Origin of the sequence: Polaromonas sp., assembly GCF_013817205.1 — a bacterium.
Lineage (GTDB): Bacteria > Pseudomonadota > Gammaproteobacteria > Burkholderiales > Burkholderiaceae_C > Polaromonas.
In genome coordinates, this window is record NZ_JACDDD010000062.1 from 1 (window position 1) to 22737 (window position 22737).

Consider the following 22737-nt stretch of genomic DNA (forward strand, 5'->3'; position numbering starts at 1 on the left):
GCGCCGACCTGCGCGCGGTGCAGATGCTGCTGGGCCATGCGGACATCTCGACGACCACCATCTACACGCATGTGGCGCGCGAGCGGCTCAAGGCGCTGCATTCGCAGCATCACCCGAGAGGCTAGATAGAGCCCCCACGCTTGTCACTTCGTGTACTGCGCTGCCCCCCCGAGGGGGCCGCTGCGTCTGCGGGCCGGCGGAGCCGGACCCGCGGCCCCTGCTTGAAGGGACCGGGGATACGTCTTCAGAGCGCGAGGCAAAATGGTGCAACGTTCAAACTCAGGAAAACTTATGTCTTTGCTCCCATCACGCCGCCGCCTGCTGGCCCTCCCTTTGCTTGCGCTGTGCGCTACCACGCTGCCTTCGATCTCTCTCGCCCAGGCCGGCTGGCCGGCGCGCCCCATCCGCATCGTGGTGGCTTATCCGCCCGGCGGCATCAGCGACAACATCGCGCGTGCGTTGGCCGAAAAGCTGTCTCAGCAACTGGCCACTCCGGTCCTGATCGAAAACCGCGCCGGCGCCGGCGGCAGCATAGGCATGGATGTTGTGGCAAAGGCCGCGCCTGACGGCTACACCCTGGGTTTTTCGTCGATCAGCCCGCTGGCACTGAACCCGCACTTGGGCAAGCTGCCCTATGACCCGATCAAGGACATCGCGCCTGTGGCCAGCGTGATGTATTCGCCGGTGGTGCTGCTGGCGACGTCCGCTTTCGAAGGCAAGGATTTCAAGGACATGCTGACGGCGGCCAAGGCCAAACCCGGCAGCGTGCGCTGGTCAACCTCGGGTCTGGCCACCGTCGGCCACATCGTGCTTGAGCAGGTCCAGAACGGCGCGAAGGTGGAGATCACGCACATTCCCTACAAGGGCGGCGGCCAGCAACTGACTGATGCACTGAGTGGTCAGTTCGAAGTGATCACCACCAACCTCAGCGGCGCGGTGATGCCGCACATCCTGTCGGGCAAGCTGCGGCCGCTAGCAGTCGGTGCGCCTGGGCGGGTGGATGCCCTGCCGCAGGTTCCGACCTTCGCGGAGTTGGGATTCGCTCCGGCCAACCTGAGTTCGTTGTTTGGCGTGTTTGCGCCGGGCAATACGCCGGCGACTGTGTTGCATCGGCTCAACACCGAGATCAACCTGGCTTTGCAGACGCCGGACTTGCGAAAACGCCTGCTCAGTGCCGACAACGTGCCGAGCATCGGCGGCGCCGCCGATTTCGCACGGCAGATCGCGCAAGAATCGGCCAACAACGCGCGCATCGTCAAGGCCGCACAGATCAAGGTTGATTGAGTAGCTGTTCAGATTGCTATCTATTCGATATCTGATTGCGCCCGCTGGACATGGGCTGAAGGTCAATTTGGCTTACAGGCCGGGCACAGCGTACATGTCGTCGCGCCGGAAGGGATAGCCGCTTTGCGCACCCTGGATGGCTTCGTCGGTATCGGTTCCGCCGGTCGCACGGCCAGCATCTGGTGCGGGCTGATCCAGCCCTGCAGGTAGTGTTGTGTTGTGTTGTGTTGAGCGGCTTCAAAAAGATGGCTTAAATCGAGAGCTCGCAAACGAAAGCTGGGATGTTAGGTCAGCCACCCAGCAGCGCCAACTCATCCTCATCAAACCCCGCAGCCCGCCGCGCGCCAAGGTTGAACGGCCCCTTGAGCCGGGGTGCGTCGTAAGCTGCGGCCAGTTCAGCGTAGGTGGTAATCGGCTCGAGCCCGCGCTCAGCGCACAGATGCCGGTACCAGTGGTTGCCGATGGCGACATGGCCGATTTCGTCGCACAGGATGATGTCGAGGATGGCTACCACCGCCAGCGCATCTTGCGTGCCGACCTTGCGCAGCTTGGCCTGCATGGCGGGTGTGGCGTCCAGGCCGCGCGCTTCCAGCGTGCGCGGCACCAGCGCCATGCGCGCCAGAACGTCATCGGCGGTTTTGTGGGTCATGTCCCAGAGCCCGGTGTGGCCGGGGAAGTCCCCATAGTCGTAACCCATGGCCTGCAGTTGCGCGCGCAGCAGGCTGAAGTGATGCGCTTCTTCAGCCGCCACACGCAGCCAGTCGAGGTAATACGCCGGCGGCATGTTGTCGAAGCGCCAAGCTGCGTCGAGTGCGAGGTTGATCGCGTTGAACTCGATGTGAGTCACCGCATGTATCAGCGCGGCGAGGCCGGCTGGTGTGTACGGCGAGCGCTTGGGCACGTCCAGGTGCGAGCGCAGTTCCGGCCGCGCGGGGCAGCCGGGCAGACCGGTGGGCGGATCGATGTGAAGCTTGTCTGCTATCGAAAGCGTAGCTGCCCGCGCTTGCAGGGCGAGGGCTAGAAGCACTTTTTGCTGTGGATCCGGCATGAGCAGCGCCTGCAGCGCCAGGTTTCTCAGGTCAGGAGGTGGGGCGGGCGTTGGTATCATGCGCCGCGCCTCAAGGCCCATCGGTGCCCGGCGCTGCATCCTGGCCCGTGAGGTTGAGGGTCAGCACACACGCGACGCGCTCCCCATTGACGCCGAACACTGGTTTGGCGTTCCCGGCCACCACCACCTCGGTCTGGTCTGGACGGCGAATGCGCCATCTTTCACCAATCACAGCCTGATTGGTGCGAACCGCCCGGCTCAGCGGCAAGTTTTCCACCGGATAGGGCGCACCGTCTTCAGTGAGCAGGTTGTAGGCTTGGGTGTAGCCGTCAGGCGGCACCCCCAGCACCGCCACCCCATGCAAGCGTTTTGCCGCTTCGTTGACAAAAGTGATTTGCCCCGCCGCGTCGGTAATGATCACGCCTTCGGACAACTGCTCCAGTATGGCCACCCGCTCGGCGGCGTAGCGTGCCAGAACGTCCCGTTTGTGCACCTGCTCGGTCTCTTCGACACCGAGATGCAAGATGCCATTGATCTCGCCCGCGGGTCCAAGCAAAGGCTCGTAAACAAGGTGAAAGTAACTGTGGCGGGGCGTTTGGCTCCCTGGCGGCTGCCAGTTTACGGGCACCTCACGGCCTTCAAAACGTACGCCACCGGCGTACACCGCGTCGAGTCGGTCGATCACCCCCTGCGAACGTAGTTCGGGCATGACGTTGCCAAGCAATTCGCCAACCATTTCCACATTGCCCACGAGTGCCCGCGCCATCGCGTTCATCAGTTCGATACGATGGGTCGGCCCGCGTGTGATGGTGATCAACACCGGGAGGTTCTCCACAATGCCGCGCACGGCTGCCTGTACGGCCTCGTCCTGCTCGCGGCGAACCCGGTCGGTGATATCGCGAACGAAGAGAACCAGCGTATCGTCATGCGGGACGGCGAGTACGGTGTGCCAGGCAAACAGCCCTGGAATGAACATCTCGAACCTGCGAGGCAGCGTTCCGGCGTGGGCGCCCATCAACTGGTCCGAGGCAACTGAGCTGGCATCCGGGAAAACGTCGAGCAAATACTTGCCCACCAGTTCTGTCGCACTGCGGCGATAGAGCAAGCTGGCTTTGTGGTTCAGGCGTTGAATGCAAAGCCCCCGGTCCAGGACAATGACTGCATCCGAAGTGTGCTCAAACAGAAGATCGGGGTCGAGGGTCATTGGTGTGAGGCAGAGCGTTGCGCCTGCGCAGCAATTCTAGGCGGGTCTGTTGGCCGACTGATGCGATGCCGCCCCTCCTTACAATGGAATCGCCCCAAATTCATCAGGATTGCAGCACACCATGAGCATTTACCAACTTGACGACCTGACCCCGGTTCTGCACGAGACGGCCTGGGTAGCCGACAACGCGCAAGTGATGGGCCACGTCTGCCTTGCCCAAGACAGCAGTGTCTGGTTTGGCGTGGTGATCAGAGGCGATACGGAAACCATCAGCATCGGCAAGGGATCGAACATCCAGGACAACAGCGTGCTGCATGCCGACATGGGTATGCCCCTGACGATAGGCGACAACGTCACCATCGGCCACCAGGTCATGCTGCACGGTTGCACCATTGGGGAAGGATCATTGATCGGCATTCAGGCGGTGGTGCTTAACGGAGCGCGGATCGGCAAAAACTGTCTGGTGGGCGCTGGCGCGCTGGTGACCGAAGGCAAGGAGTTCCCGGATGGGTCCATGATCCTCGGCAGTCCTGCAAAGGTGGTCCGGCAACTGACGTCTGAACAGATCGAGGGTTTAAAAATGAGCGCTCAGCACTACATAGAGAATGCCCGGCGCTACAAGACCGGGCTCAAGAAGCTCGCTTGAGCGAACCTACACAATGACCCAATCGAACAAGTACACACAAGAAACCGGCGTGCGGGCTTTTATTTCAGCCAGGGCCGCGGGTCCGGCTTCGCCGGGCAGCAGGCGCAGCGGCTCCCTCGGGGGGCAGCGAGCCACAGCCAGTGGAGGAGCGTGGGGGGCAGGACTTTTCCAGCAGCGGCCGCGGGTCCGGCTCTGCCGGCCCGCAGGCGCAGGGGCCCCTTTTTCCGTGCAAGGGGCAGGGAGTTGCCGCAGGCTCGCAGTGAGCAACCATGGGGGCCTGTAATGTCCGAACTGCATAAATTTATTTTCGACGGACTGCCGGTACGCGGCATGCTGGTACGCCTGACGGATGCTTGGCAGGAAATTCTTAAACGCCGCGAGGCTGCCGGTGGCTATCCGTCTGAAGTGCTGCAGTTGCTGGGCGAAATGACGGCGGCCGGCGCGCTGATGCAGAGCAACATTAAATTCAACGGCGCGCTGGTGCTGCAGATTTTTGGGGACGGCCCGCTCAAGCTGGCCGTGGCCGAGGTGCAGCCGGATCTGAGCCTGCGCGCCACGGCAACAGTGACTGGCGAGGTGCTGCCCGGTGACAGCCTGAGCCGTCTCGTCAACGTCAACAACCAGGGGCGCTGCGCGATCACGCTGGACCCCAAAGACAAGCTGCCGGGCCGCCAGCCTTACCAGGGCGTGGTGCCACTGTTCGGCGACAAGCATGAAAAAATCGAGAGTCTCGGCGAGGTGCTGGAGCATTACATGCTGCAAAGCGAACAGTTGGATACAAAACTGATCCTCGCGGCCGACGGCGAGGTGGCAGCCGGTTTGCTGATCCAGCGCCTGCCGGTCAAGGGCCAGGGCAATTTGCAGGGGCAGAGCAGCGCAGATGCCAACGAAGACGAGATCGGCCTGAACGAGGACTACAACCGCATTGCGATTCTGGCTTCCAGCCTCAAGCGCGAAGAGTTGCTAACGCTGGACGCCGACACCCTGTTGCATCGCCTGTTTTGGGAAGAGAAGATGACACGTTTTGTGCCCAGCACACCGACCTTTGCCTGCAGCTGTTCGCAGGAGCGTGTCAGCGGCATGTTACGCAGCCTGGGTACGGCCGAAGTCGAAAGCATCCTTGCCGAGCAGGGGCGCATCGACGTGGGCTGCGAATTCTGCGGCGCGCAGTACGGCTTTGACCCGGTCGATGCCGCGCAGATTTTCACCAGCCCGGCGGGGCAGTTGCCGCCGGCGCCGACGGTGCAGTGATCAGGGCGTTGCGCCGCGGGCAGTCAGCAACTTGCTGAGCAGGCGGCGCTCGCACTGCGGATCGCTGCAGTTGTCGCAGGCCCAGATCCACTGCGCTCGGCTGTCCTGCACCCCGGTGGGTATTTCTGCACCCTGTATCGCGGCCAGCGCGCTGCGCAGGCGCTGCTCGCCCTGTCCGTACACCACTTGGTAGCTGATGCCGGACTGCGCAAGTACGTCGCGCAACGCGCGGTCGGCGGTCTGCTGCACCCCTGCGCAAGCGGGAGGCGCGGGAAGGTCCAGACCCATCAGCAGGGTCACCAAAGCAGAGGCGTTCCTGCTGTGAAATAGCTGCGCCGGGTTGTCTTCAAGGGTGAACGTCGGCGCCGCATGTTGAGCGCCCGAGAGGGCTGTTCGCAGCGCCGCCGCCAGTTGGGTCTTGCCGGTACCCGGCGCGCCCAGCAGGCGGATGTGCAGCGGCGGTGCTGCCTCGGTTTTCAAGGAAAAGTGCCTCCAGCCCACGGTTGGCGGGCGTAAGCCGCTATCGAAAGCATAGTGGATTCGACTGCATCCAGGGAGGTGCAGCCGGGCAGGTCAGGGCGTGATCTGCACAAAAATTTCATTGGGCTTGACCATGCCCAGCTCCTGGCGCGCTTTTTCTTCGACCATTTCAAGGCCTTCACGCAGGTCTTTGACCTCCGCAGACAGGCGTGCATTGTCGGCTTCGGCCTTGGCGTTTTGCGCCGTCTGCTCGGTGAGCCGGCGCTGCATCTCGTTGACGCTGGGAAGGCTGCCCCGGCCGTGCCAGAGTTGTGCATGCACGATGATGAGCAGCACAATCAGGAGGACGGAGACGACGCGGGAGCCCATATCCCTAGGCCCGATGGGCCGCAAATGGCTCGAAGTGCACTCGCTTGGGGAGGGCGGGTCCAGGCCAGCCAGGGCCGCGGAGCCGGCTTTGCCGGGCCCCAGGCGCAGCGGCCCCCCGTCTGTTTGCAAGGGGCAACGCGCAGTAGGCGCTCGCAGCGACGAGTGTGGGGACCATTACTTCAGGTTGTAGAAAGCATTGCGGCCAGGATAGGTCGCGATGTCGCCCAGGTCTTCCTCGATGCGCAGCAGCTGGTTGTACTTGGCCATGCGGTCGGAGCGGCTCAGCGAGCCGGTCTTGATCTGTCCGGCGTTGGTGCCGACCGCGATGTCGGCAATGGTGTTGTCTTCGGTCTCGCCGGATCGGTGCGAAATCACCGCGGTGTAGCCGGCGCGTTTGGCCATCTCGATCGCGGCAAAGGTCTCGGTCAGAGTGCCGATCTGGTTGATCTTGATCAGGATGGAATTGGCAATGTTTTTGTCGATGCCTTCCTTGAGGATTTTGGTGTTGGTGACGAACAGGTCGTCGCCGACCAGTTGCACCTTCTTGCCCAGGCGTTCGGTCAGGATCTTCCAGCCGTCCCAGTCGCCCTCGTGCATGCCGTCCTCGATGCTGATGATCGGGTACTTGTCGCACCAGGTGGCCAGCATGTCGGTCCATTGCTGGGCGTTCAGGCGCAGGCCGCCTTCGCCTTCGAGTACGTATTCGCCGTCCTTGTAAAACTCGCTGGCCGCGCAATCCAGCGCCAGCGCGATCTGCTCACCGGCGGTGTAACCGGCCTTGTCGATGGCTTCCAGAATCAGCGCAATCGCCGCCTCATGGTTCTCGACGCTGGGCGCAAACCCGCCTTCGTCGCCGACGGCGGTGCTGATGCCCCGGTCATGCAGGATTTTCTTGAGCGCATGAAAGACTTCGGCACCCCAGCGCAGGGCTTCGCGGAAGCTGGGCGCACCCACCGGCACGATCATGAACTCCTGCAGGTCCAGGCTGTTGTTGGCGTGGGCGCCGCCGTTGATGACGTTCATCATGGGCACCGGCATCTGCATCGCGCCCATGCCGCCGAAGTAGCGGTACAGCGGAAGGCCGGCTTCCTCGGCAGCGGCACGCGCCACCGCCATGCTGACGGCCAGCGTGGAATTGGCGCCCAGGCGCGACTTGTTCTCGGTGCCGTCCAGGTCGATCAGCGTCCGGTCCAGGAAAGCTTGCTCACTGGCGTCCAGGCCCAGCACGGCTTCGGAGATTTCGGTGTTGATGTATTCGACGGCCTTGAGCACGCCCTTGCCGAGGTAACGCGACTTGTCGCCGTCGCGCAGCTCGATGGCTTCGCGCGAGCCGGTGGAGGCACCCGAAGGCACGGCGGCACGGCCCATGACGCCGGACTCCAGCAACACATCGCATTCGACGGTGGGGTTGCCCCGGCTGTCCAGGATTTCACGGCCGACGATATCAACAATTGCGCTCATTAGGTTCCTTCTTGTTTGTGGGGGGGGGCGGTCAGACCGGGGCGGCAACACCTTCAACCAGCACCATATTGAAAAACTCGGTGGCGCCGGCGCGCTTGGTGCGCGCGGCAAGATACATCTCGTCGTCGTAAAAAGCCTTGGCCTTGTCATAGCTGGGAAAACGCAGCATGGCAACGCGCGCTGGCTGCCAATGGCCTTCCAGCGCCTCGAACTTGCCGCCGCGCACGAGGTATTCACCGCCGGCGGCAGCCACCGCGGCCGGGGCGGCAGCCATGTACTGCTTGTACTGTTCGGGGTCGGTGATCTTCATGTCGACAATGATGTAGGCGGGTGTCATGGAGGGCTTTCTTTGCTTGCGGGCCTGGTTCAGGCCTCGAAATGATTCTCGAGGTAGCCGTTTTTCTTGGTCACGCGGTCCAGTTCGAGCAGCGTTTCCAACAGGGCCTTCATGTGTTTCAGCGGCACCGCGTTGGGGCCGTCGCTCATGGCATTTGCCGGGTCGGGGTGGGTTTCCATGAACAGACCGGCAATACCGACCGCCACCGCCGCACGGGCCAGCACCGGCACCATCTCGCGCATGCCGCCGCTGCTGGTACCGTTGCCACCGGGCAGTTGCACCGAATGCGTGGCGTCAAACACCACAGGCGCGTCGGTCTCGCGCATGATGGCCAGGCTGCGCATGTCGGAGACCAGGTTGTTGTAGCCAAAGCTGGCGCCGCGTTCGCAGGCCATGAAGCTGTCTTGGTCCAGGCCTTTTTCCCGTGCGGCGGCACGCGCCTTGTCGATCACGTTTTTCATGTCGCCGGGCGCGAGGAACTGGCCCTTCTTGATGTTGACCGGTTTACCCGATTGCGCCACCGCGTGGATGAAGTCGGTCTGGCGGCACAAAAAGGCCGGCGTCTGCAGCACGTCGACCACGGATGCCACGGTGACGATCTCGGCTTCGGAGTGCACGTCGGTCAGGATGGGCAGGCCGAGATCACGCTTGACCTTGGCCAGGATCTCCAGGCCCTTGTCCATGCCTGGGCCGCGAAAGCTGGTGCCGCTGGAGCGGTTGGCTTTGTCGTAACTCGACTTGAAAATGAAAGGAATGCCCAGGGAGGTCGTGATCTCCTTGAGCGCGCCAGCGGTGTCCATCTGCAATTGTTCGGATTCGACGACGCATGGGCCGGCAATCAGGAAGAAGGGCTTGTCGAGGCCGATCTCGAAGTTGCAAAGCCTCATGCCACCACTTTCAGGGATTTGCCCGCCACCTGGTGATCCAGCGTGGCCTTGATATAGGCGTTGAACAGCGGATGCCCGGCCCACGGTGTGGACTTGAACTCAGGGTGGAACTGCACCCCGACAAACCAGGGGTGCAGGTCACGCGGCAACTCGACGATTTCGGTGAGTTGCTCGCGCTGGGTCAGCGCGGAGATAACCAGCCCAGCAGCGCGCAGCTGGTCGAGGTAGTTGACGTTGGCTTCGTAGCGGTGGCGATGCCGCTCGGTGACCACGTCGCCGTAGATGCCATGGGCCAGCGTGCCCTTGGCCACATCGGAACTCTGCGCGCCCAGGCGCATGGTGCCGCCTAGATCGGACTTGGCATCACGCGTCTTGATCGTGCCGTCGGCGTCCTTCCACTCGGTGATCAGGGCGATGACCGGGTGCGGCGTGTTGGGTTCGAACTCGGTGCTGTTGGCGTCTTTCAGACCTGCCACGTGACGTGCGAATTCAATCGTGGCGACCTGCATGCCCAGGCAGATGCCGAGGTAGGGTAGCTGGTTCTCGCGGGCATAACGCGCCGCGCAGATCTTGCCTTCCACACCGCGTATGCCGAAGCCGCCGGGCACCAGGATGCCATCGAACTTGGCCAGGCGTGACACGTTGTCGGGGGTGATGCTCTCCGAGTCCACGTATTCGATCACCACTTTGGCGTGGTTTTTCATGCCGGCGTGGCGCAGTGCCTCGTTGAGCGACTTGTAGCTGTCCGACAGGTCCACGTACTTGCCCACCATGGCAATGTTGACCTGCTTTTGCGGGTGCTCGGTAGCGTAGACCAGGTCGTCCCAACGCTTGAGGTTGGCGGGCGGCGTGTTCAGGCGCAGCTTGTCGCAGATCAGGCCGTCCAGGCCCTGCTCGTGCAGCATGCGCGGCACCTTGTAGATGGTGTCCACGTCCCACATGGAGATCACGCCCCACTCGGGCACGTTCGAAAACAGCGAAATCTTGGCGCGCTCTTCGGCGGGAATCGGCCGGTCGGCGCGGCACAGCAACACGTCGGCCTGGATGCCGATCTCGCGCAGCTGTTTGGCAGTGTGCTGGGTCGGCTTGGTCTTGAGTTCGCCGGCCGCGGCAATCCACGGGACATAGCTCAGATGCACAAAGGCGGTGTTGTTGGCGCCCAGGCGCAGACTCATCTGGCGCACGGCTTCCAGGAAGGGCAGGGACTCGATGTCACCCACGGTGCCACCGATCTCGACGATGGCCACATCCACCGCATCAGGCGTCTCATAGCCGGCGCCGCGCTTGACGAACTCCTGGATTTCGTTGGTGACGTGCGGGATGACTTGCACCGTTTTGCCGAGGTAGTCGCCGCGGCGCTCTTTTTCGAGCACGCTTTTGTAGATCTGGCCGGTGGTGAAGTTGTTGGCCTTGCGCATGCGCGTTTCGATGAAACGCTCATAGTGGCCGAGATCCAGGTCGGTCTCGGCGCCGTCGTCGGTGACAAAAACCTCACCGTGCTGAAAGGGGGACATAGTGCCCGGATCCACATTCAGGTAGGGATCGAGCTTGATTAAAGTGACTTTGAGGCCTCGCGATTCAAGGATCGCAGCAAGGGAGGCTGAGGCGATTCCCTTGCCCAGGGAAGACACCACACCGCCGGTGACGAAGACAAATTTGGTCATGTCAGGTACGAACCGCAAGTTCGCATAGGTGGTAAACGGGGATTATACGGGTGGCTGCTCGCGTCTACTCGCCTACGAGTTGGGAGAAACATTTTTCTGACGGGCCGTCCCTAGGAAAATAGCCCCCTCGGGGGGCAGCGCAGCACACGAAGTGGCAAGCGTGGGGGCACATCCTGTACATTGCGGAGCATGACGAAGCAAGCAAACGAGGCCGGATCGGGCGGGAGCGGCGATCTGGCCGGCAAACACATCGTGCTGGGCCTGTCGGGCGGCATCGCTTGCTACAAGGCGGCAGAGTTGTGCCGTGCCCTGATCAAACAGGGCGCCAGCGTGCAGGTGGTGATGACCGAAGCCGCCGCGCAGTTCATCACTGCCGTGACCCTGCAGGCGCTAAGCGGACGGCCGGTGTTCACCAGCCAGTGGGACAGCCGTCCTGCAGCCGGCATCGACAACAGCATGGCGCACATCAACCTGAGCCGCGAAGCCGATGCCATCCTGATCGCGCCCTGCAGCGCCGACTTCATGGCCAAGCTGCTGCACGGCCGCGCCGACGACCTGCTGAGCCTGATGTGCCTGGCGCGGCCGCTGGCCACGGTGCCCCTGCTGATCGCCCCGGCGATGAACCGCGAAATGTGGGCGCATCCGGCGACCCAGCGCAACATGACGCAGCTGTCGGCTGATGGCGCGACCATTCTGGGGGTGGGTTCGGGCTTTCAGGCCTGCGGCGAAACCGGCGATGGGCGCATGCTGGAGCCGCCTGAATTGCTCGAGGACATCATCGCCTTCTTCCGTCCCAAACTGCTGGCCGGCCAGAAGCTGCTGGTGACCGCCGGCCCGACCTATGAGGCGCTTGATCCGGTGCGCGGCATCACCAACCTGTCGAGCGGGAAGATGGGTTTTGCCATTGCCCGTGCAGCCCACGAGGCAGGGGCTGAGGTCACGCTGGTGGCCGGGCCAGTGAGCCTGCCGACGCCGCGCGGTGTTACCCGTATCGATGTGCGTTCGGCACAAAACATGCTTGAAGCCGTCATGCAGCAAGCGCCAGTAGCTACTATTTTTATAGCAACGGCGGCGGTGGCCGACTGGCGCCCAGCCAGCAGTTCCGATCGCAAGATCAAGAAAGACGGGTCGGGTCAGCCGCCGCAGCTGTCTTTTACCGAGAACGCGGACATTCTGGCGACGGTGGCGCAATCGCCGCGTGCGCAGTCGGGCGAGTTGTTTTGTGTGGGTTTTGCCGCCGAGAGCCACGACCTCGAAGACAACGCCCAGGCCAAACGCAAACGCAAAGGTGTGCCGCTGCTGGTGGGCAATATCGGCCCGGCCACCTTCGGCCGTGACGACAACGCGCTGCTGCTCGTCGATGCCCAGGGCAGCCGCGAGCTGGCACGCGCTTCCAAGCTGTCGCTGGCGCGACAGCTGGTGGCAGATATTGCGGCCCGCTTGAACTGAAGGCAGAACCAGTCATGGACCGCATGCCTGACACCCCGCCCGATGGCGACTTCGCGCGTTATGTGGAGCAACTGAGCGCGCGCTCGGCCGCAACTGCGCAGGCACGCGAAACCGCTGCAGTGGTTCCGACCGGCAAACTGGAGCTTAAGGCGGTCGAGGGTGCGCCGCCTTCTCCCGAGCCTGCGGGAGTGATCAGCGGTTTGTCCGTCTGGTCCATCGTGCGGTGGGCGCTGCTGGCCTGGATCGCCTTGCAGATTCTCGACGTGTTTTTCCCGGGCATGGGTATGTTGAGCCTGCCGCTGTTCCTGGGTGCGGCCGGCTGGGCGGTATACCGGCTCAAACAGGGCTCCAGCGGAGCGCCGGGCGATGCCTTGCGACGGCTGGCCGAGCGCGCCGCCAAAGAATTTACTCAACGGAAATGAAGTGATGAAAATCGACCTCAGGATACTCGACCCCAGGCTCCGGGACAACTTGCCCACCTATGCCACCCCTGGCAGTGCCGGACTGGATTTGCGTGCCTGTCTGGATGCCCCGCTGACCCTGAAGCCCAACGCCTGGCAACTGGTGCCGACAGGCATGGCGGTTTATCTGCAGGATGCGGGTTACGCAGCCTTGATCCTGCCGCGCTCCGGCCTGGGGCACAAACACGGCATCGTGCTCGGCAACCTGGTCGGCCTGATCGACAGCGACTACCAGGGCCAGCTGATGGTCAGTGCCTGGAACCGCAGCGATGTGGCTTTCACCATCGAACCGATGGAGCGTATTGCACAGCTGGTGATTGTTCCGGTGATGCAGGCCGAGTTCAATGTGGTGGATTCTTTCACCGCCAGCGAGCGCGGCGAGGGTGGCTACGGCTCCACCGGCAAGGCCTAAAGGCCCGCGTCAGGGTTCTCCTACACGCACAAGCGCGGCTTCCCACGCGCGGACAGCTTGGCCCCCCACTGGGCCCCCGCCGCGCCTGGCCTGTAATAAATCATGTCCTGAACGAGGGAGTTGCTGTCTGGCACGCTTCCTTCCAGGCTCAGTTTTAATTACAGGAGATCTTCCATGAGCACATCCCGCTTTTTCACAATCACTTCTTCGGTGGTGTTGGTTGCCGGCCTCGCTGCTTGCGCTGCGCCCATGACTCAGCAGCCAGTGGCCACCTATCCTGCGCAGAACTACCCTGCACAAACTTACCCCGCGCAAGCGCCTCAGGGCAACTACGTCGAGTATGGCCGTGTCAACAATTTGGAGGTCGTCCAGACCCAGGAACAGGCCCGGTCCACCAGTGGCGTGGGTGCGGTGCTGGGTGGCGTGGCCGGCGCCGTCGTGGGCCGCCAGATCGGCGGCGGCAGCGGTCGTGACATTGCGACGGTAGTTGGTGCGGTTGGCGGCGCTGTAGCCGGCAATGCCATTGAAGCAAACCGGAATGCGACCAACGCCCCGGTCAGCCAGACCTACCGCGTGTCGGTCCAAATGGATAATGGCACCATGCGTGCATATGAAGTTCCTTCTTACGGCGAACTGCGCATCGGTGACCGCGTGAGAATCCAGAACAACCAGCTCTTTCGCATGATGTAACTCAAGCGCATATAAATACAAAAAGGACCGGCAGGCTGCAAGCCTGCCGGTCCTTTTTTTTCGTCAGGCATTGCTTAATGCAAAGTGTCGTTCCCGGGAGTCTGCGCCTCCAGCCTGAAAAAACCAGTGCCCATGGACCCCTGGCCAATTTCCCCCTCGCTGGCCTCCCGAACTGACTCGATTTTCAGGCTCAAGCGGATGGCAATGCCCGCCAGCGGGTGGTTGCCGTCCAGCACCACATGTTCAGGGTAGATTTCGGTGATGGTGTAAATCAGTTCGGACTGGATGTCTGTGCTGCATCCCGCAGGCAAGGCGGCGCCATCAAAGGTCATGCCTTCTTCCAGTTCTGCCGGAAACAGCTTGCGCGCCTCGAGGAACACGCGGTTTTCGTCGTAATCGCCAAACGCGTCTTCGGGTTCGAGGTGCAGATCCAGGGTATCGCCCGTTTCGTGGCCCTGCAGCCGTTCCTCGATCTTGGCCAAGAGGTCGTCGCCGCCGAGCAGAAACTCCACCGGCTCATCAAGCTCGTCAAGGACTTCGCCCAAGGTATCTTTCAGCGTCCAGGTCAGGGCGACAATACATTGCGGGGTGATTTTCATCCGACAATTGTCCCATGGATGTCACTATTGCCCTTCCCTTGCTCGGTGGTTTCACTCCGCAACAATTCATGCGCCGCCACTGGCAAAAAAAGCCGCTGCTGGTGCGCCAGGCCATCCCGGGCTTCCAGCCGTTGCTCGACCGCGCTTCGCTGTTCCGGCTGGCCGGCGAGCCGCAGGTGGAATCGCGCCTGGTGCAGCAAAAGGCCGAAGGCTGGCGCATGAAGCAGGGGCCGTTCGGGCCGCGCAGCCTGCCGGCTTTGTCGGCGGGCGGCTGGACGCTGCTGGTCCAGGGCGTGGACCTGCACGACACGCGCGTCCATGCGCTATTGCAGAGCTTCCGCTTCATTCCCGATGCCCGGCTGGACGACCTGATGATTTCCTTCGCCACGGCCGGCGGTGGCGTGGGCCCGCATTTCGACAGTTATGACGTGTTCCTGCTGCAGGCGAGCGGCCGCCGCCGCTGGAAAATCGGCAGGCAGAAGGACCTGAGCCTGCAAGAGGGCGTGCCGCTGAAGATATTGCAGAATTTCGAAGCAGAAGAAGAGTTTGTGCTGGAGGCTGGCGACATGCTCTACCTGCCGCCGCGTTATGCGCACGACGGTCTGGCCGAGGCTTCTGTCGGCGCCGACGGCAAGCCGCAGGACTGCATGACTTACTCCATCGGCTTTCGCGCGCCGGGCCGCAGCGAGCTGGCAGGAGAGCTATTGCAACGCCTCGCCGATTTCGACGAGGACGCCCAGGCAGACGCCCCGCAGCACCTGTATACCGACCGCTTCCAGCCGGCAACCGCCACACCGGCGGCTGTGCCGGCGGGCCTGCTTGAATTTGGCCGGCAAGCGCTGCAGGATGCACTGAAAGACCCGCTATCGCTGGCTTGTGTGCTGGGTGAGTACCTGACCGAGCCCAAGGCCTCGGTATGGTTTGACGAACCCGCCAGCCCCTGGGACCCGCAGTATGCGGGAAAGGTCTGCCTCGATCCGCGCAGTCGCATGATGTACGACAGCCACCATGTGTTTCTCAACGGCGAGAGTTACCGCGCCCGCGGCGCGGATGCGGCCTTGATGCACCGCCTGGCCGACAAGCGTTTTCTGGCGCCCGCAGATCTGCGTCGTGCCAGCGCCTCGGCGCTGTCGCTGCTGGCCGACTGGCATGAGGCCGGTTGGCTTTCCCAGGTGCCGGCCTGAGAATGTGTATGCGAATTTAAAGAGGCCAGGAGGGTTACCATGGACATCCATCAGTCCCCTGCATCGCCAACTCCGGCGCTCCTGCAGGGGCGGTTTGCAGGACGCTCCGAATTTGCCGAACTGGTGCGCCAAGCCTTTGCCGCCGCTGCCGCCAAGGGCTGGCGTGAAATCATCATTTGCGACGCGAATTTCGAGGACTGGCCACTCGGCGAGCGCTTAGTGGCGCAGTCGCTCAATGATTGGTCCGCTTCCGGACGCAAGCTCACCATGCTGGCGCAGGACTATGCCGAAGTCACCCGACGCCATGCGCGCTTTGTGACCTGGCGGCGCACTTGGTCGCATATTGTCGATTGTCGGGGCCATGCAGCTGGTGATCTTCCCAGTGTCTTCTGGAGCCCGGAATGGGCGTTTGAACGGCTGGACCTGTTTCACAGCACCGGTGTGGCAGGCTCTGAGGCAGGCCGGCGGGTGACGCTCAGGGAAAGGCTGGCCGAAAAACTGCTGCGCAGCAGCCCGGCTTTTGCGGCAACAACCCTGGGGATTTAGGTGTGGTCCGAGGCGCCATCCGCCCATGTTCTGTTGAATCAGGGTTTATTCTCTCCGCACAAACCCGCATATAATCCTCGGGCGGAGGAAAGATCTCGTGTTCTTTCGCCCGGTCAACCCAAACTCGGATCGTTCGATTTGAGTTTTTTTTTGACAGTTTTCGAAATTGCTTTTCTCACTCATCTCAAGGATCATCCAAATGAACAAATCCCTCGCTTTGGCCGCCATCGTTGCTGCTGTTGCCCTGGCTGCCTGCGGTAAAAAAGAAGAAGTCGTTGTGCCTGCGCCTGTGGTCGTGACGCCAGCGCCCGTGGTCGTCGCCCCAGCGCCAGCGCCAGCGCCCGAGGCCTCAGCTGCTGCCGGCTCTGCGTCGTCCGCAGCGGGTTCTGCTGCTGCTGCTGGCGCCGCCGCCACTGTGGCAACCGAGGCCGCTGCTGCAGCCATGCAAGCTGCCAGCGACGCGAAGAAGTAATTCAGTTTTTCTTGCCAAAAAGCCGCCCTCGGGCGGCTTTTTGCTTTCTGCGAGGTTACCCAAGAGTGCTTCGGAATTGCCGTATTTACACCGCTATCCACCGGGTGCCTTCGGTGGCATGTGCCACCACCACCTCCGCACGGCTGCCCATCACGTCTGCGATGACCTGCCGAACCAGGTCCGGCCGGTTGTTTTGCAGGCTCAGATGGGCCGCGACCAGAACCTTGAGGCCGTCGTGTGCCACGGATCGGGCAATACCCGCTGCTGCCGTGTTGGACAAGTGGCCATACAGGCCGGCCACGCGCTTTTTCAGAAAGGGTGGGTAAGCAGACTGCGCCAACAGGTCGACGTCATGGTTGCATTCCAACAGCAGGGCATTGCAGTTGGCCAGATGGCCCAGCAAATGAGTGGTGGCGTGTCCCAGATCGGTCAGCAAGCCTATTTTTGTGGCGCCGTCGGTGCAGGTCAGCTGCAGCGGTTCACGCGCATCGTGTGGCACGGTAAAAGGCATCAGCTCCAGTTCCCCTAGGTCCACCGCTTGCCCGTCACGCGCAATATGTAACAAACCATCCAGATCCGTCAGGCCGCCCCCCTCGCAGGTGCCCCGGCTCATCCATATCGGAATTCGGTGCCGCAGCGCCAGCTGGCGCGCACAGCCAATATGGTCACTGTGCTCGTGGGTGATGAAGATGGCGTCGATATCGGTCTCGGCAAGACCGGCCTCAGCCAGCCGCGCCGACAGCTGCCTGATGCCCAACCCGCAGTCAACCAGTACCCGTTTGGAATGCAGGCCTGTCGCCTCTATCAGCGTGGCGTTACCGGTGCTGCCACTGCCCAGGCTTTTGAACCTCAGCACGGGGGCCGGTCAAGTGGGGTTATTTCAGGTCGTCGGCAATGACTTGCACGATACGCTGAGCGTTGGCAGATGCTTCAGGAGTGCCTTGGGCGTTGAGTACCGAAACTGTGGTTACCTCGCCCTGGCTGCGCACGGCAATCCGGTATTTAAGCGGGGGAACGCCTGCCGAGGAGCTGCTGAACAGTTTGGCGAGGAAGCCAGGCTCTTTTTTGTCCGCGGTCGGCTCTACATAACGGACAAAATAGGTACCTTGTGCACGGTCCCGGTCTTCCACCGTGAACCCGGTGCGGTCCAGCGCCAACCCGACGCGGCGCCAGGCGCGTTCGAAGCCCTCGTCAATCTGCAGCGCCGGCAGGTTGTTGACATTGGTGATGCGCGAGGTCTGCCGCGAACCGCCGCTGGCAACCAGCGCTTTCGACTGCTCCTGGCTCACGCCGAGTTTGACCATCAGTCGGCGCAGGAATTCCGCTTCGAGTTCGGGGTCTGCAGGGCGGGGCTGCCAGACGGTCGTATCGCCCTGCTTGGTTGCTTGATTGACACCTATAACTGTCTCCACCATGCCGCGGTGGCTGATATAGATTTCGGTGCCGCCGGTGGCAGTGCGCTCGAGGCGGGTGCGGAACTTGTCGCGTTCACCGGTGGAGTACAGCGCGTCGAGCAGCTTGCCAATCGTTGCGCGCACAAAATCCTGCGGCAGCTTGGCGCGGTTTTCTGCATAGTCGGTTTCCATGATGCCCAGGTTTTCCTGGTCAACCGCAAGAAGGAAGCCGCTTTCCTGCCAGAAGTCACGCACCGGCCCCCAGAGCTTGTCTGCAGGACGGTTCACCACCAGCCAGCGCTGGGTGCCCGCCCGCTCAATGCGAACGTCGCCCACGGTCACAGCAGCTGTGGTGACGGATTGTGTGGTCTGGCCGACCTGGTAGCCGCTGGCCGTGACAGAACTGCCGGGCACCACATACTTCGAGTCGCGCGATAGTTGCGTCAAGTCTGGCGGTATTTCCAGTGATGGCCCCTTGGCGGAGGTTTTGTAGTCAAGCTTCTCGCCCTGCATGGCCTCCTCAATCGTCGAGCATCCGGAGGCGGAAAGTGCCGCCACCAGAAGCAGCAGTCGGGGTGCGGTGGCCCGGGCAAGGTGTGCGGGACCAAAGGCGGAGAGCGAGTGCAAAGTCATCACTGGAGTTTTCCTTAAAAATCAGATCAGGCCACAAACGCGCAATGCGTTTTCGACCGTGGCTTCGTTGGCGGTTTCAAGCGGAGTCATGGGCAGGCGCAAAGTGCCCCCGCACAGGCCCATGCGGGCCATGGCCCATTTCACCGGGATCGGGTTGGCCTCGACAAACAGGTGTTTGTGCAAGGGCAGGAGCTGCAGCTGGATGTTCATTGCGGCCCGGCTGTCGCCGGCAATTGCCGCGACACACAAGTCGTGCATCAGGCGCGGTGCCACATTGGCCGTCACGCTGATATTGCCCTGTCCACCGCACAACATCAGCGCGACCGCGGTCGGGTCGTCGCCCGAGTACACGGCAAAACCGGCGGGGACGTCCTTGATCAGCCACTGGGCGCGCTCGATGTTGCCGGTGGCTTCCTTGATGCCGACAATGCCGGGCACCTGCGCCAGTCGCAGTACGGTGGCGTGCAGCATGTCGGCCACGGTTCTGCCCGGCACGTTGTACAGCACCATCGGAAGTTCCACCGCTTCGGCAATCGCCGTGAAATGGCGGTACTGGCCTTCTTGGGTCGGCTTGTTGTAGTAGGGCACGACCTGCAACTGGCAATCAGCGCCCACCTTTTTGGCGAAACGCGCAAGCTCGATCGCTTCGGAAGTTGAGTTGGCACCGCATCCGGCCATCACGGGGACACGGCCTTTGGCCTGCTCGACCGAGATGCGGATGATCTCGCAGTGTTCTTCCACATTGACCGTGGGCGATTCGCCGGTGGTGCCCACCACGCCGATGCAATCGGTGCCCTCGGCAATGTGCCAGTCCACCAGCTTGCGCAAAGCCGGGTAGTCAACGCTGCCGTCTTCATGCAGGGGGGTGGCCAGTGCAACAATGCTGCCGGTAATGGTGTTCATGTCTGTGTGTCGGTTGAGGGGCCCGGCCTGCCGGTACCAGCCAGGAAATAGGGCTGACTCAGCATTCTACCCAGTGAGCGGAAAGGATTTGGAGGGGCTGTCCAGCAGGTAAGGTGTGACCGCTGCTGGCGATGCCGGTTCCCGAACCGCAGCAATCCTCTGAGTAAAGCGTGGCGGCGCCTGCCGGTAGCCGTCTTCAAAGGCCACGATGCGCAAGCTGCGGCAGATTTCCAGCAATTCGCCCGGACGCAGCAAAAAGTCGGGCCGCGACGGTTTGCCCACGGTTTCGTTGCCTTGTGAAAAAGTTTCGTAAATCAGCACGCCGTCGGGCGCCAGGCTATCCAGCAGCACCGGCATCAGGGGGCGCCACAGGTAGTTGGTCACAACCACCGCGTCAAAGCGGCGGCCTGCGAAGGGCCAAGGGCCGTTTTCAATGTCAGCGACGATTTTTTCGCAGGACGAGGCCGGGAGTGCTATCGAATCAATAGCTGCTTGCGCACGATCCACGAGGGCCAGAGGGTGATTTCGCTTGTGAAACCAGTGCGCGTGCCGGCCTTGCCCGCAAGCCACGTCGAGCACGGTGCCGCCGGGGCTGACAAGGTGCGACCAGCGCTGCACCCAGTCTGATGGTGTCAAGTCGGTATGGTTCATGCCGTGCGCCGCGCAGGGCCGACCCAAGCAAGCACAGCCTCCTCGGGGGGCAGCGTCGTGCGCGAAGCGACAAGCGTGGGGGTCCTATTCACTTTGGTTTGACCTCGTCCTTGAGCGCGGCCAGCGCCATGTTTTCAACGGCACCGGGCGCCAGCAGCTTGAGCCAGCGGCCGAGCCGGCCTTTCGCCGTCATCACCACCTCTCGCTCGCGGCGATCCATGCCCTCGATGATCAGCCGCGCACATTCTTCCACGCTCATGGCGCCGTCTTCCTTGAGCCCGCTGCTGCCGGCCGGCGCGCCGGCGGCATTGAAGCCGCGGTGCCGGATCTGCGTGGCCACCACGCCGGGGTAGGCGGTGGTGACGCTGACGCCGGCGCCTTTCAACTCTGCGCGCAATGCTTCAAAAAAGCCGGTCATCGCAAACTTGGTGGCGCTGTAGGCGGTACGTCCCGGCACACCCACCAGGCCAGCCAGGCTGGATAGCGCCACGATGCTGCCCCGGCTTTCCTTCAGCGCGGGCAGGGCGGCATGGGTGCACCAGACGCTACCCCAGAGGTTGATTTTCATCAGTTGCTCGTACCAGCCGAGGTCTTCCGCTCTGATCTCGGCAAACAGCGCCTGCGCCGACATGCCGGCGTTGTTGATCAGTGCGTCAATGCGGCCGAAGCGGGCCAGGGCCGCTGCGATCAACGCGGTGCATTGCGTTTGATCGGACACATCGGTGCGTACTACCAGCGCGCTCGCGCCATGGGCCTGGCACTGCGCGGCCACGGCTTGCAGCGCTGTTTCGTTGCGCGCCGCCAGCACCAGCGACAGCTGCGCGCCATGGCGCCGGGCAAGCTGGCGCGCCATTTCGGCGCCTATGCCTTCCGAAGCGCCCGTGATCACCATGGTTTTCATGCCGCTGTCTCCGGTTCTTTTATTGGGGAGACGCAAGCCTACCACCCTGGCTTCCCGCAAGACCTAAAAGCAGGCCCAGATCTGGTCGGCCAGGGTCAGCAGGAAATCAGGTCGCGTGTAAAGCGCAAACACGCCCACCGTGACCACGATGGCCAGCGTATAGAGGGCAAGTTTGCGTGCCATGTCAGGCGCCCTGTGGCAGGGTGGCGGCCCGCGGCCGCTGGATCGCGGTTTCGCGCACCGGCAGGTTCACCAGTGCGGCAAACACGCCCAGCGCGATGGCGATGTACCAGACGATGTCGTAACTTCCCGTGCGGTCATACAGATAACCGCCCAGCCAGACGCCGAGGAAGGAGCCGATCTGGTGGCTGAAAAACACAAAACCGCTGAGCATGGACAAATGCTGGATGCCGAAAATCTGCGCGACCACTGCGTTGGTCGGTGGAATGGTGGACAGCCAGAGCAGGCCCATCAGGCTGGCGAAGATGTAGACGCTGAGCGGGCTGAGCGGCGCGGCGATGAACACGGCAATCACCACCGCCCGCGCAAAATAAATGAAGGCCAGGATGTTCTTTTTGGACAGGCGCTGGCCCAGGGCGCCGGCGGCGTAGGTGCCAAACACATTGAACAGGCCTATCAGTGCTAGCGCATAACTGGCGACCTGGGGCGACAGGCCCTTGTCGCGCAGGTAGCTCGGCATGTGCACCCCGATAAAGACCACCTGGAAGCCGCAGACAAAATAACCGGCCATGAGCAACTGAAAGCTCGGGTACTTGAAAGCTTCCTTCAGCGCCTGGAAGATGGTCTGCTCGCGCGGCGGCGCCTGGCCGGGCCCGAAACTGGTTTCGCGCAGGCCAAAGGCCAGCGGGGCAATCAACAGCACGGCGGCGCTGAGCACCAGCAGTGCTTCCTTCCATCCCAGGCCGCTGATCAGGAAACCTTCGACCGGCACCATCAGGAACTGGCCAAAGGAGCCGGCCGCCGCCGCCACCCCCATGGCCCAGGAGCGTTTCTCGGCCGGGATGTTGCGTCCGATCACGCCGTAAATGACCGCGTAGGTGGTGCCGGCCTGGGCTGCGCCTATGAGGATGCCGGCCGTCAGTGTGAACATCAGGCCGGTGGTGGACAGCGCCATGCCGACCAGGCCCAGCGCATACAGCACGGCGCCGCCGATGATGACGCGGAAGGCGCCAAAGCGATCGGCCAGCATGCCGGCAAAAATTCCGAAAATGCCCCAGGACAGGTTTTGCACCGCAATCGCCAGCGCAAAGGTCTGACGGGTCCAGCCCTGCTCCTGGGTGATAGGCAGTAGCCACAGGCCGAAGCCGTGGCGTATGCCCATGGACAGAGTGACGATGGCGGCGCCGCACAGCAGCACCTGAGTCATGGATGGATTGCGGTTCGCTTGCATCCCATGAATGTAACCAGATGGGTCGTTTTTTGCTTTCCGAAGTTTGCACGGCTTTGATGCGTAGACCGCATCAATACACCGGCCGACCGGGCGAACTGTGTATTTATCCAGTTGTAAAATCCCGCCGGACTACAATCAGCGCTCCCATGGCGACCAAACTACCCAACGATTATTCCGAAGGCTCGATCCGCGTGCTCAAGGGCCTTGAGCCCGTCAAGCAGCGGCCGGGCATGTACACGCGCACCGACAACCCGCTGCACATCATCCAGGAAGTTCTGGACAACTCGGCCGACGAAGCGTTGGCCGGCCACGGCAAGAAGATCAAGGTCACCCTGCACACCGACGGCTCCGTCAGCATCGAGGATGATGGCCGGGGCATTCCCTACGGCCTGCACCCGGA

27 protein-coding genes are annotated in these 22737 nt (G+C 62.5%); 12 read left to right on the plus strand and 15 right to left on the minus strand.

Annotation, left to right across the window (positions count from 1 at the left end; all coding sequences use genetic code 11):
* Both H0W47_RS13715 and H0W47_RS13720 read left to right on the plus strand, forming a co-directional pair.
* Positions 1-125 (plus strand): tyrosine-type recombinase/integrase (locus H0W47_RS13715; protein ID WP_296925395.1); only part of this gene is annotated, 125 nt, incomplete at its 5' end.
* Positions 126-291: 166 nt separating this feature from the next.
* Complete coding sequence (locus tag H0W47_RS13720) at positions 292-1284, plus strand: tripartite tricarboxylate transporter substrate binding protein (RefSeq protein WP_296925340.1); 993 nt, start codon at positions 292-294, stop codon at positions 1282-1284.
* A 289-nt stretch (positions 1285-1573) separates the two neighbouring features.
* Here H0W47_RS13720 and H0W47_RS13725 read toward each other — a convergent pair whose 3' ends face one another.
* Complete coding sequence (locus tag H0W47_RS13725; RefSeq protein WP_296925342.1) at positions 1574-2392, minus strand: ferritin-like domain-containing protein; 819 nt, start codon at positions 2390-2392, stop codon at positions 1574-1576.
* 10 nt (positions 2393-2402) lie between these two features.
* Entirely contained in the window at positions 2403-3536 is a 1134-nt protein-coding gene (locus H0W47_RS13730; RefSeq protein WP_296925344.1) for a PAS domain-containing protein, read from the minus strand.
* A 121-nt stretch (positions 3537-3657) separates the two neighbouring features.
* On the opposite strand from H0W47_RS13730, the gene H0W47_RS13735 reads away from it, so the two are divergent.
* Together H0W47_RS13735 and H0W47_RS13740 are read left to right on the plus strand one after the other, a co-directional pair.
* A complete protein-coding gene (locus H0W47_RS13735; protein WP_296925346.1) occupies positions 3658-4182 on the plus strand; it encodes a gamma carbonic anhydrase family protein in 525 nt (174 codons plus the stop codon).
* A gap of 282 nt (positions 4183-4464) precedes the next feature.
* On the plus strand, positions 4465-5433 hold the full coding sequence (locus tag H0W47_RS13740) for an Hsp33 family molecular chaperone HslO (protein ID WP_296925348.1): 969 nt from the start codon (positions 4465-4467) through the stop codon (positions 5431-5433).
* Here the strand turns inward: H0W47_RS13740 and H0W47_RS13745 are convergent, their stop codons facing one another.
* From H0W47_RS13745 to H0W47_RS13770, 6 genes are all read right to left on the minus strand, one after another.
* Positions 5434-5913, minus strand: coding sequence for a hypothetical protein (locus H0W47_RS13745; RefSeq protein WP_296925350.1), 480 nt, complete (start codon positions 5911-5913; stop codon positions 5434-5436).
* A gap of 93 nt (positions 5914-6006) precedes the next feature.
* Positions 6007-6282, minus strand: a complete 276-nt coding sequence (locus tag H0W47_RS13750) for a septum formation initiator family protein (protein WP_296925352.1) — start codon at positions 6280-6282, stop codon at positions 6007-6009.
* 174 nt (positions 6283-6456) lie between these two features.
* Positions 6457-7743 (minus strand): phosphopyruvate hydratase, encoded by a 1287-nt coding sequence (gene eno, locus H0W47_RS13755; RefSeq protein ID WP_296925354.1) that lies wholly within the window; start codon positions 7741-7743, stop codon positions 6457-6459.
* 31 nt (positions 7744-7774) lie between these two features.
* On the minus strand, positions 7775-8080 hold the full coding sequence (locus H0W47_RS13760; RefSeq protein ID WP_296925356.1) for a DUF1330 domain-containing protein: 306 nt from the start codon (positions 8078-8080) through the stop codon (positions 7775-7777).
* 29 nt (positions 8081-8109) lie between these two features.
* The gene (gene kdsA, locus H0W47_RS13765) at positions 8110-8967 is read right to left on the minus strand and encodes a 3-deoxy-8-phosphooctulonate synthase (RefSeq protein WP_296925359.1); all 858 of its coding nucleotides are present in this window, start codon (positions 8965-8967) and stop codon (positions 8110-8112) included.
* A complete protein-coding gene (locus tag H0W47_RS13770) occupies positions 8964-10631 on the minus strand; it encodes a CTP synthase (protein WP_296925361.1) in 1668 nt (555 codons plus the stop codon). Before H0W47_RS13770 ends, kdsA begins: the two co-directional genes overlap by 4 nt.
* 189 nt (positions 10632-10820) lie before the next feature.
* On the opposite strand from H0W47_RS13770, the gene coaBC reads away from it, so the two are divergent.
* The 4 genes from coaBC (at position 10821) to H0W47_RS13790 (ending at position 13643) form a co-directional block, all read left to right on the plus strand.
* On the plus strand, positions 10821-12080 hold the full coding sequence (gene coaBC / locus H0W47_RS13775; RefSeq protein WP_296925363.1) for a bifunctional phosphopantothenoylcysteine decarboxylase/phosphopantothenate--cysteine ligase CoaBC: 1260 nt from the start codon (positions 10821-10823) through the stop codon (positions 12078-12080).
* Positions 12081-12094: 14 nt separating this feature from the next.
* A complete protein-coding gene (locus tag H0W47_RS13780) occupies positions 12095-12502 on the plus strand; it encodes a hypothetical protein (RefSeq protein ID WP_296925365.1) in 408 nt (135 codons plus the stop codon).
* A gap of 4 nt (positions 12503-12506) precedes the next feature.
* The gene (dut, locus tag H0W47_RS13785) at positions 12507-12953 is read left to right on the plus strand and encodes a dUTP diphosphatase (RefSeq protein ID WP_296925367.1); all 447 of its coding nucleotides are present in this window, start codon (positions 12507-12509) and stop codon (positions 12951-12953) included.
* Between the two features lie 174 nt (positions 12954-13127).
* Complete coding sequence (locus tag H0W47_RS13790) at positions 13128-13643, plus strand: glycine zipper 2TM domain-containing protein (protein ID WP_296925369.1); 516 nt, start codon at positions 13128-13130, stop codon at positions 13641-13643.
* A 74-nt stretch (positions 13644-13717) separates the two neighbouring features.
* On the opposite strand, the gene H0W47_RS13795 is transcribed toward H0W47_RS13790, so the two are convergent.
* Positions 13718-14242 (minus strand): peptidylprolyl isomerase, encoded by a 525-nt coding sequence (locus H0W47_RS13795; protein ID WP_296925371.1) that lies wholly within the window; start codon positions 14240-14242, stop codon positions 13718-13720.
* 14 nt (positions 14243-14256) lie between these two features.
* Here H0W47_RS13795 and H0W47_RS13800 point away from each other — a divergent pair, with 14 nt between their 5' ends.
* From H0W47_RS13800 to H0W47_RS13810, 3 genes are all read left to right on the plus strand, one after another.
* Positions 14257-15426, plus strand: coding sequence for a cupin domain-containing protein (locus tag H0W47_RS13800; RefSeq protein WP_296925374.1), 1170 nt, complete (start codon positions 14257-14259; stop codon positions 15424-15426).
* 39 nt (positions 15427-15465) lie between these two features.
* A complete protein-coding gene (locus tag H0W47_RS13805) occupies positions 15466-15972 on the plus strand; it encodes a hypothetical protein (protein ID WP_296925376.1) in 507 nt (168 codons plus the stop codon).
* Positions 15973-16171: 199 nt separating this feature from the next.
* Positions 16172-16444, plus strand: a complete 273-nt coding sequence (locus H0W47_RS13810) for a hypothetical protein (RefSeq protein WP_296925378.1) — start codon at positions 16172-16174, stop codon at positions 16442-16444.
* Between the two features lie 85 nt (positions 16445-16529).
* On the opposite strand, the gene H0W47_RS13815 is transcribed toward H0W47_RS13810, so the two are convergent.
* The 6 genes from H0W47_RS13815 to H0W47_RS13840 form a co-directional block, all read right to left on the minus strand.
* Positions 16530-17300, minus strand: coding sequence for an MBL fold metallo-hydrolase (locus H0W47_RS13815; protein ID WP_296925381.1), 771 nt, complete (start codon positions 17298-17300; stop codon positions 16530-16532).
* A gap of 19 nt (positions 17301-17319) precedes the next feature.
* A complete protein-coding gene (gene bamC / locus H0W47_RS13820; protein WP_296925383.1) occupies positions 17320-18471 on the minus strand; it encodes an outer membrane protein assembly factor BamC in 1152 nt (383 codons plus the stop codon).
* A gap of 21 nt (positions 18472-18492) precedes the next feature.
* On the minus strand, positions 18493-19374 hold the full coding sequence (gene dapA / locus H0W47_RS13825) for a 4-hydroxy-tetrahydrodipicolinate synthase (protein WP_296925385.1): 882 nt from the start codon (positions 19372-19374) through the stop codon (positions 18493-18495).
* 66 nt (positions 19375-19440) lie between these two features.
* Positions 19441-20025, minus strand: coding sequence for a bifunctional 2-polyprenyl-6-hydroxyphenol methylase/3-demethylubiquinol 3-O-methyltransferase UbiG (locus tag H0W47_RS13830; RefSeq protein ID WP_296925387.1), 585 nt, complete (start codon positions 20023-20025; stop codon positions 19441-19443).
* Between the two features lie 88 nt (positions 20026-20113).
* Positions 20114-20926, minus strand: a complete 813-nt coding sequence (locus tag H0W47_RS13835) for an SDR family oxidoreductase (RefSeq protein ID WP_296925389.1) — start codon at positions 20924-20926, stop codon at positions 20114-20116.
* Between the two features lie 184 nt (positions 20927-21110).
* Positions 21111-22313, minus strand: coding sequence for an MFS transporter (locus H0W47_RS13840; protein WP_296925391.1), 1203 nt, complete (start codon positions 22311-22313; stop codon positions 21111-21113).
* Positions 22314-22483: 170 nt separating this feature from the next.
* On the opposite strand from H0W47_RS13840, the gene H0W47_RS13845 reads away from it, so the two are divergent.
* Positions 22484-22737, plus strand: a 254-nt coding sequence (locus H0W47_RS13845) for an ATP-binding protein (RefSeq protein WP_296925393.1), incomplete at its 3' end; no start/stop codon positions are given.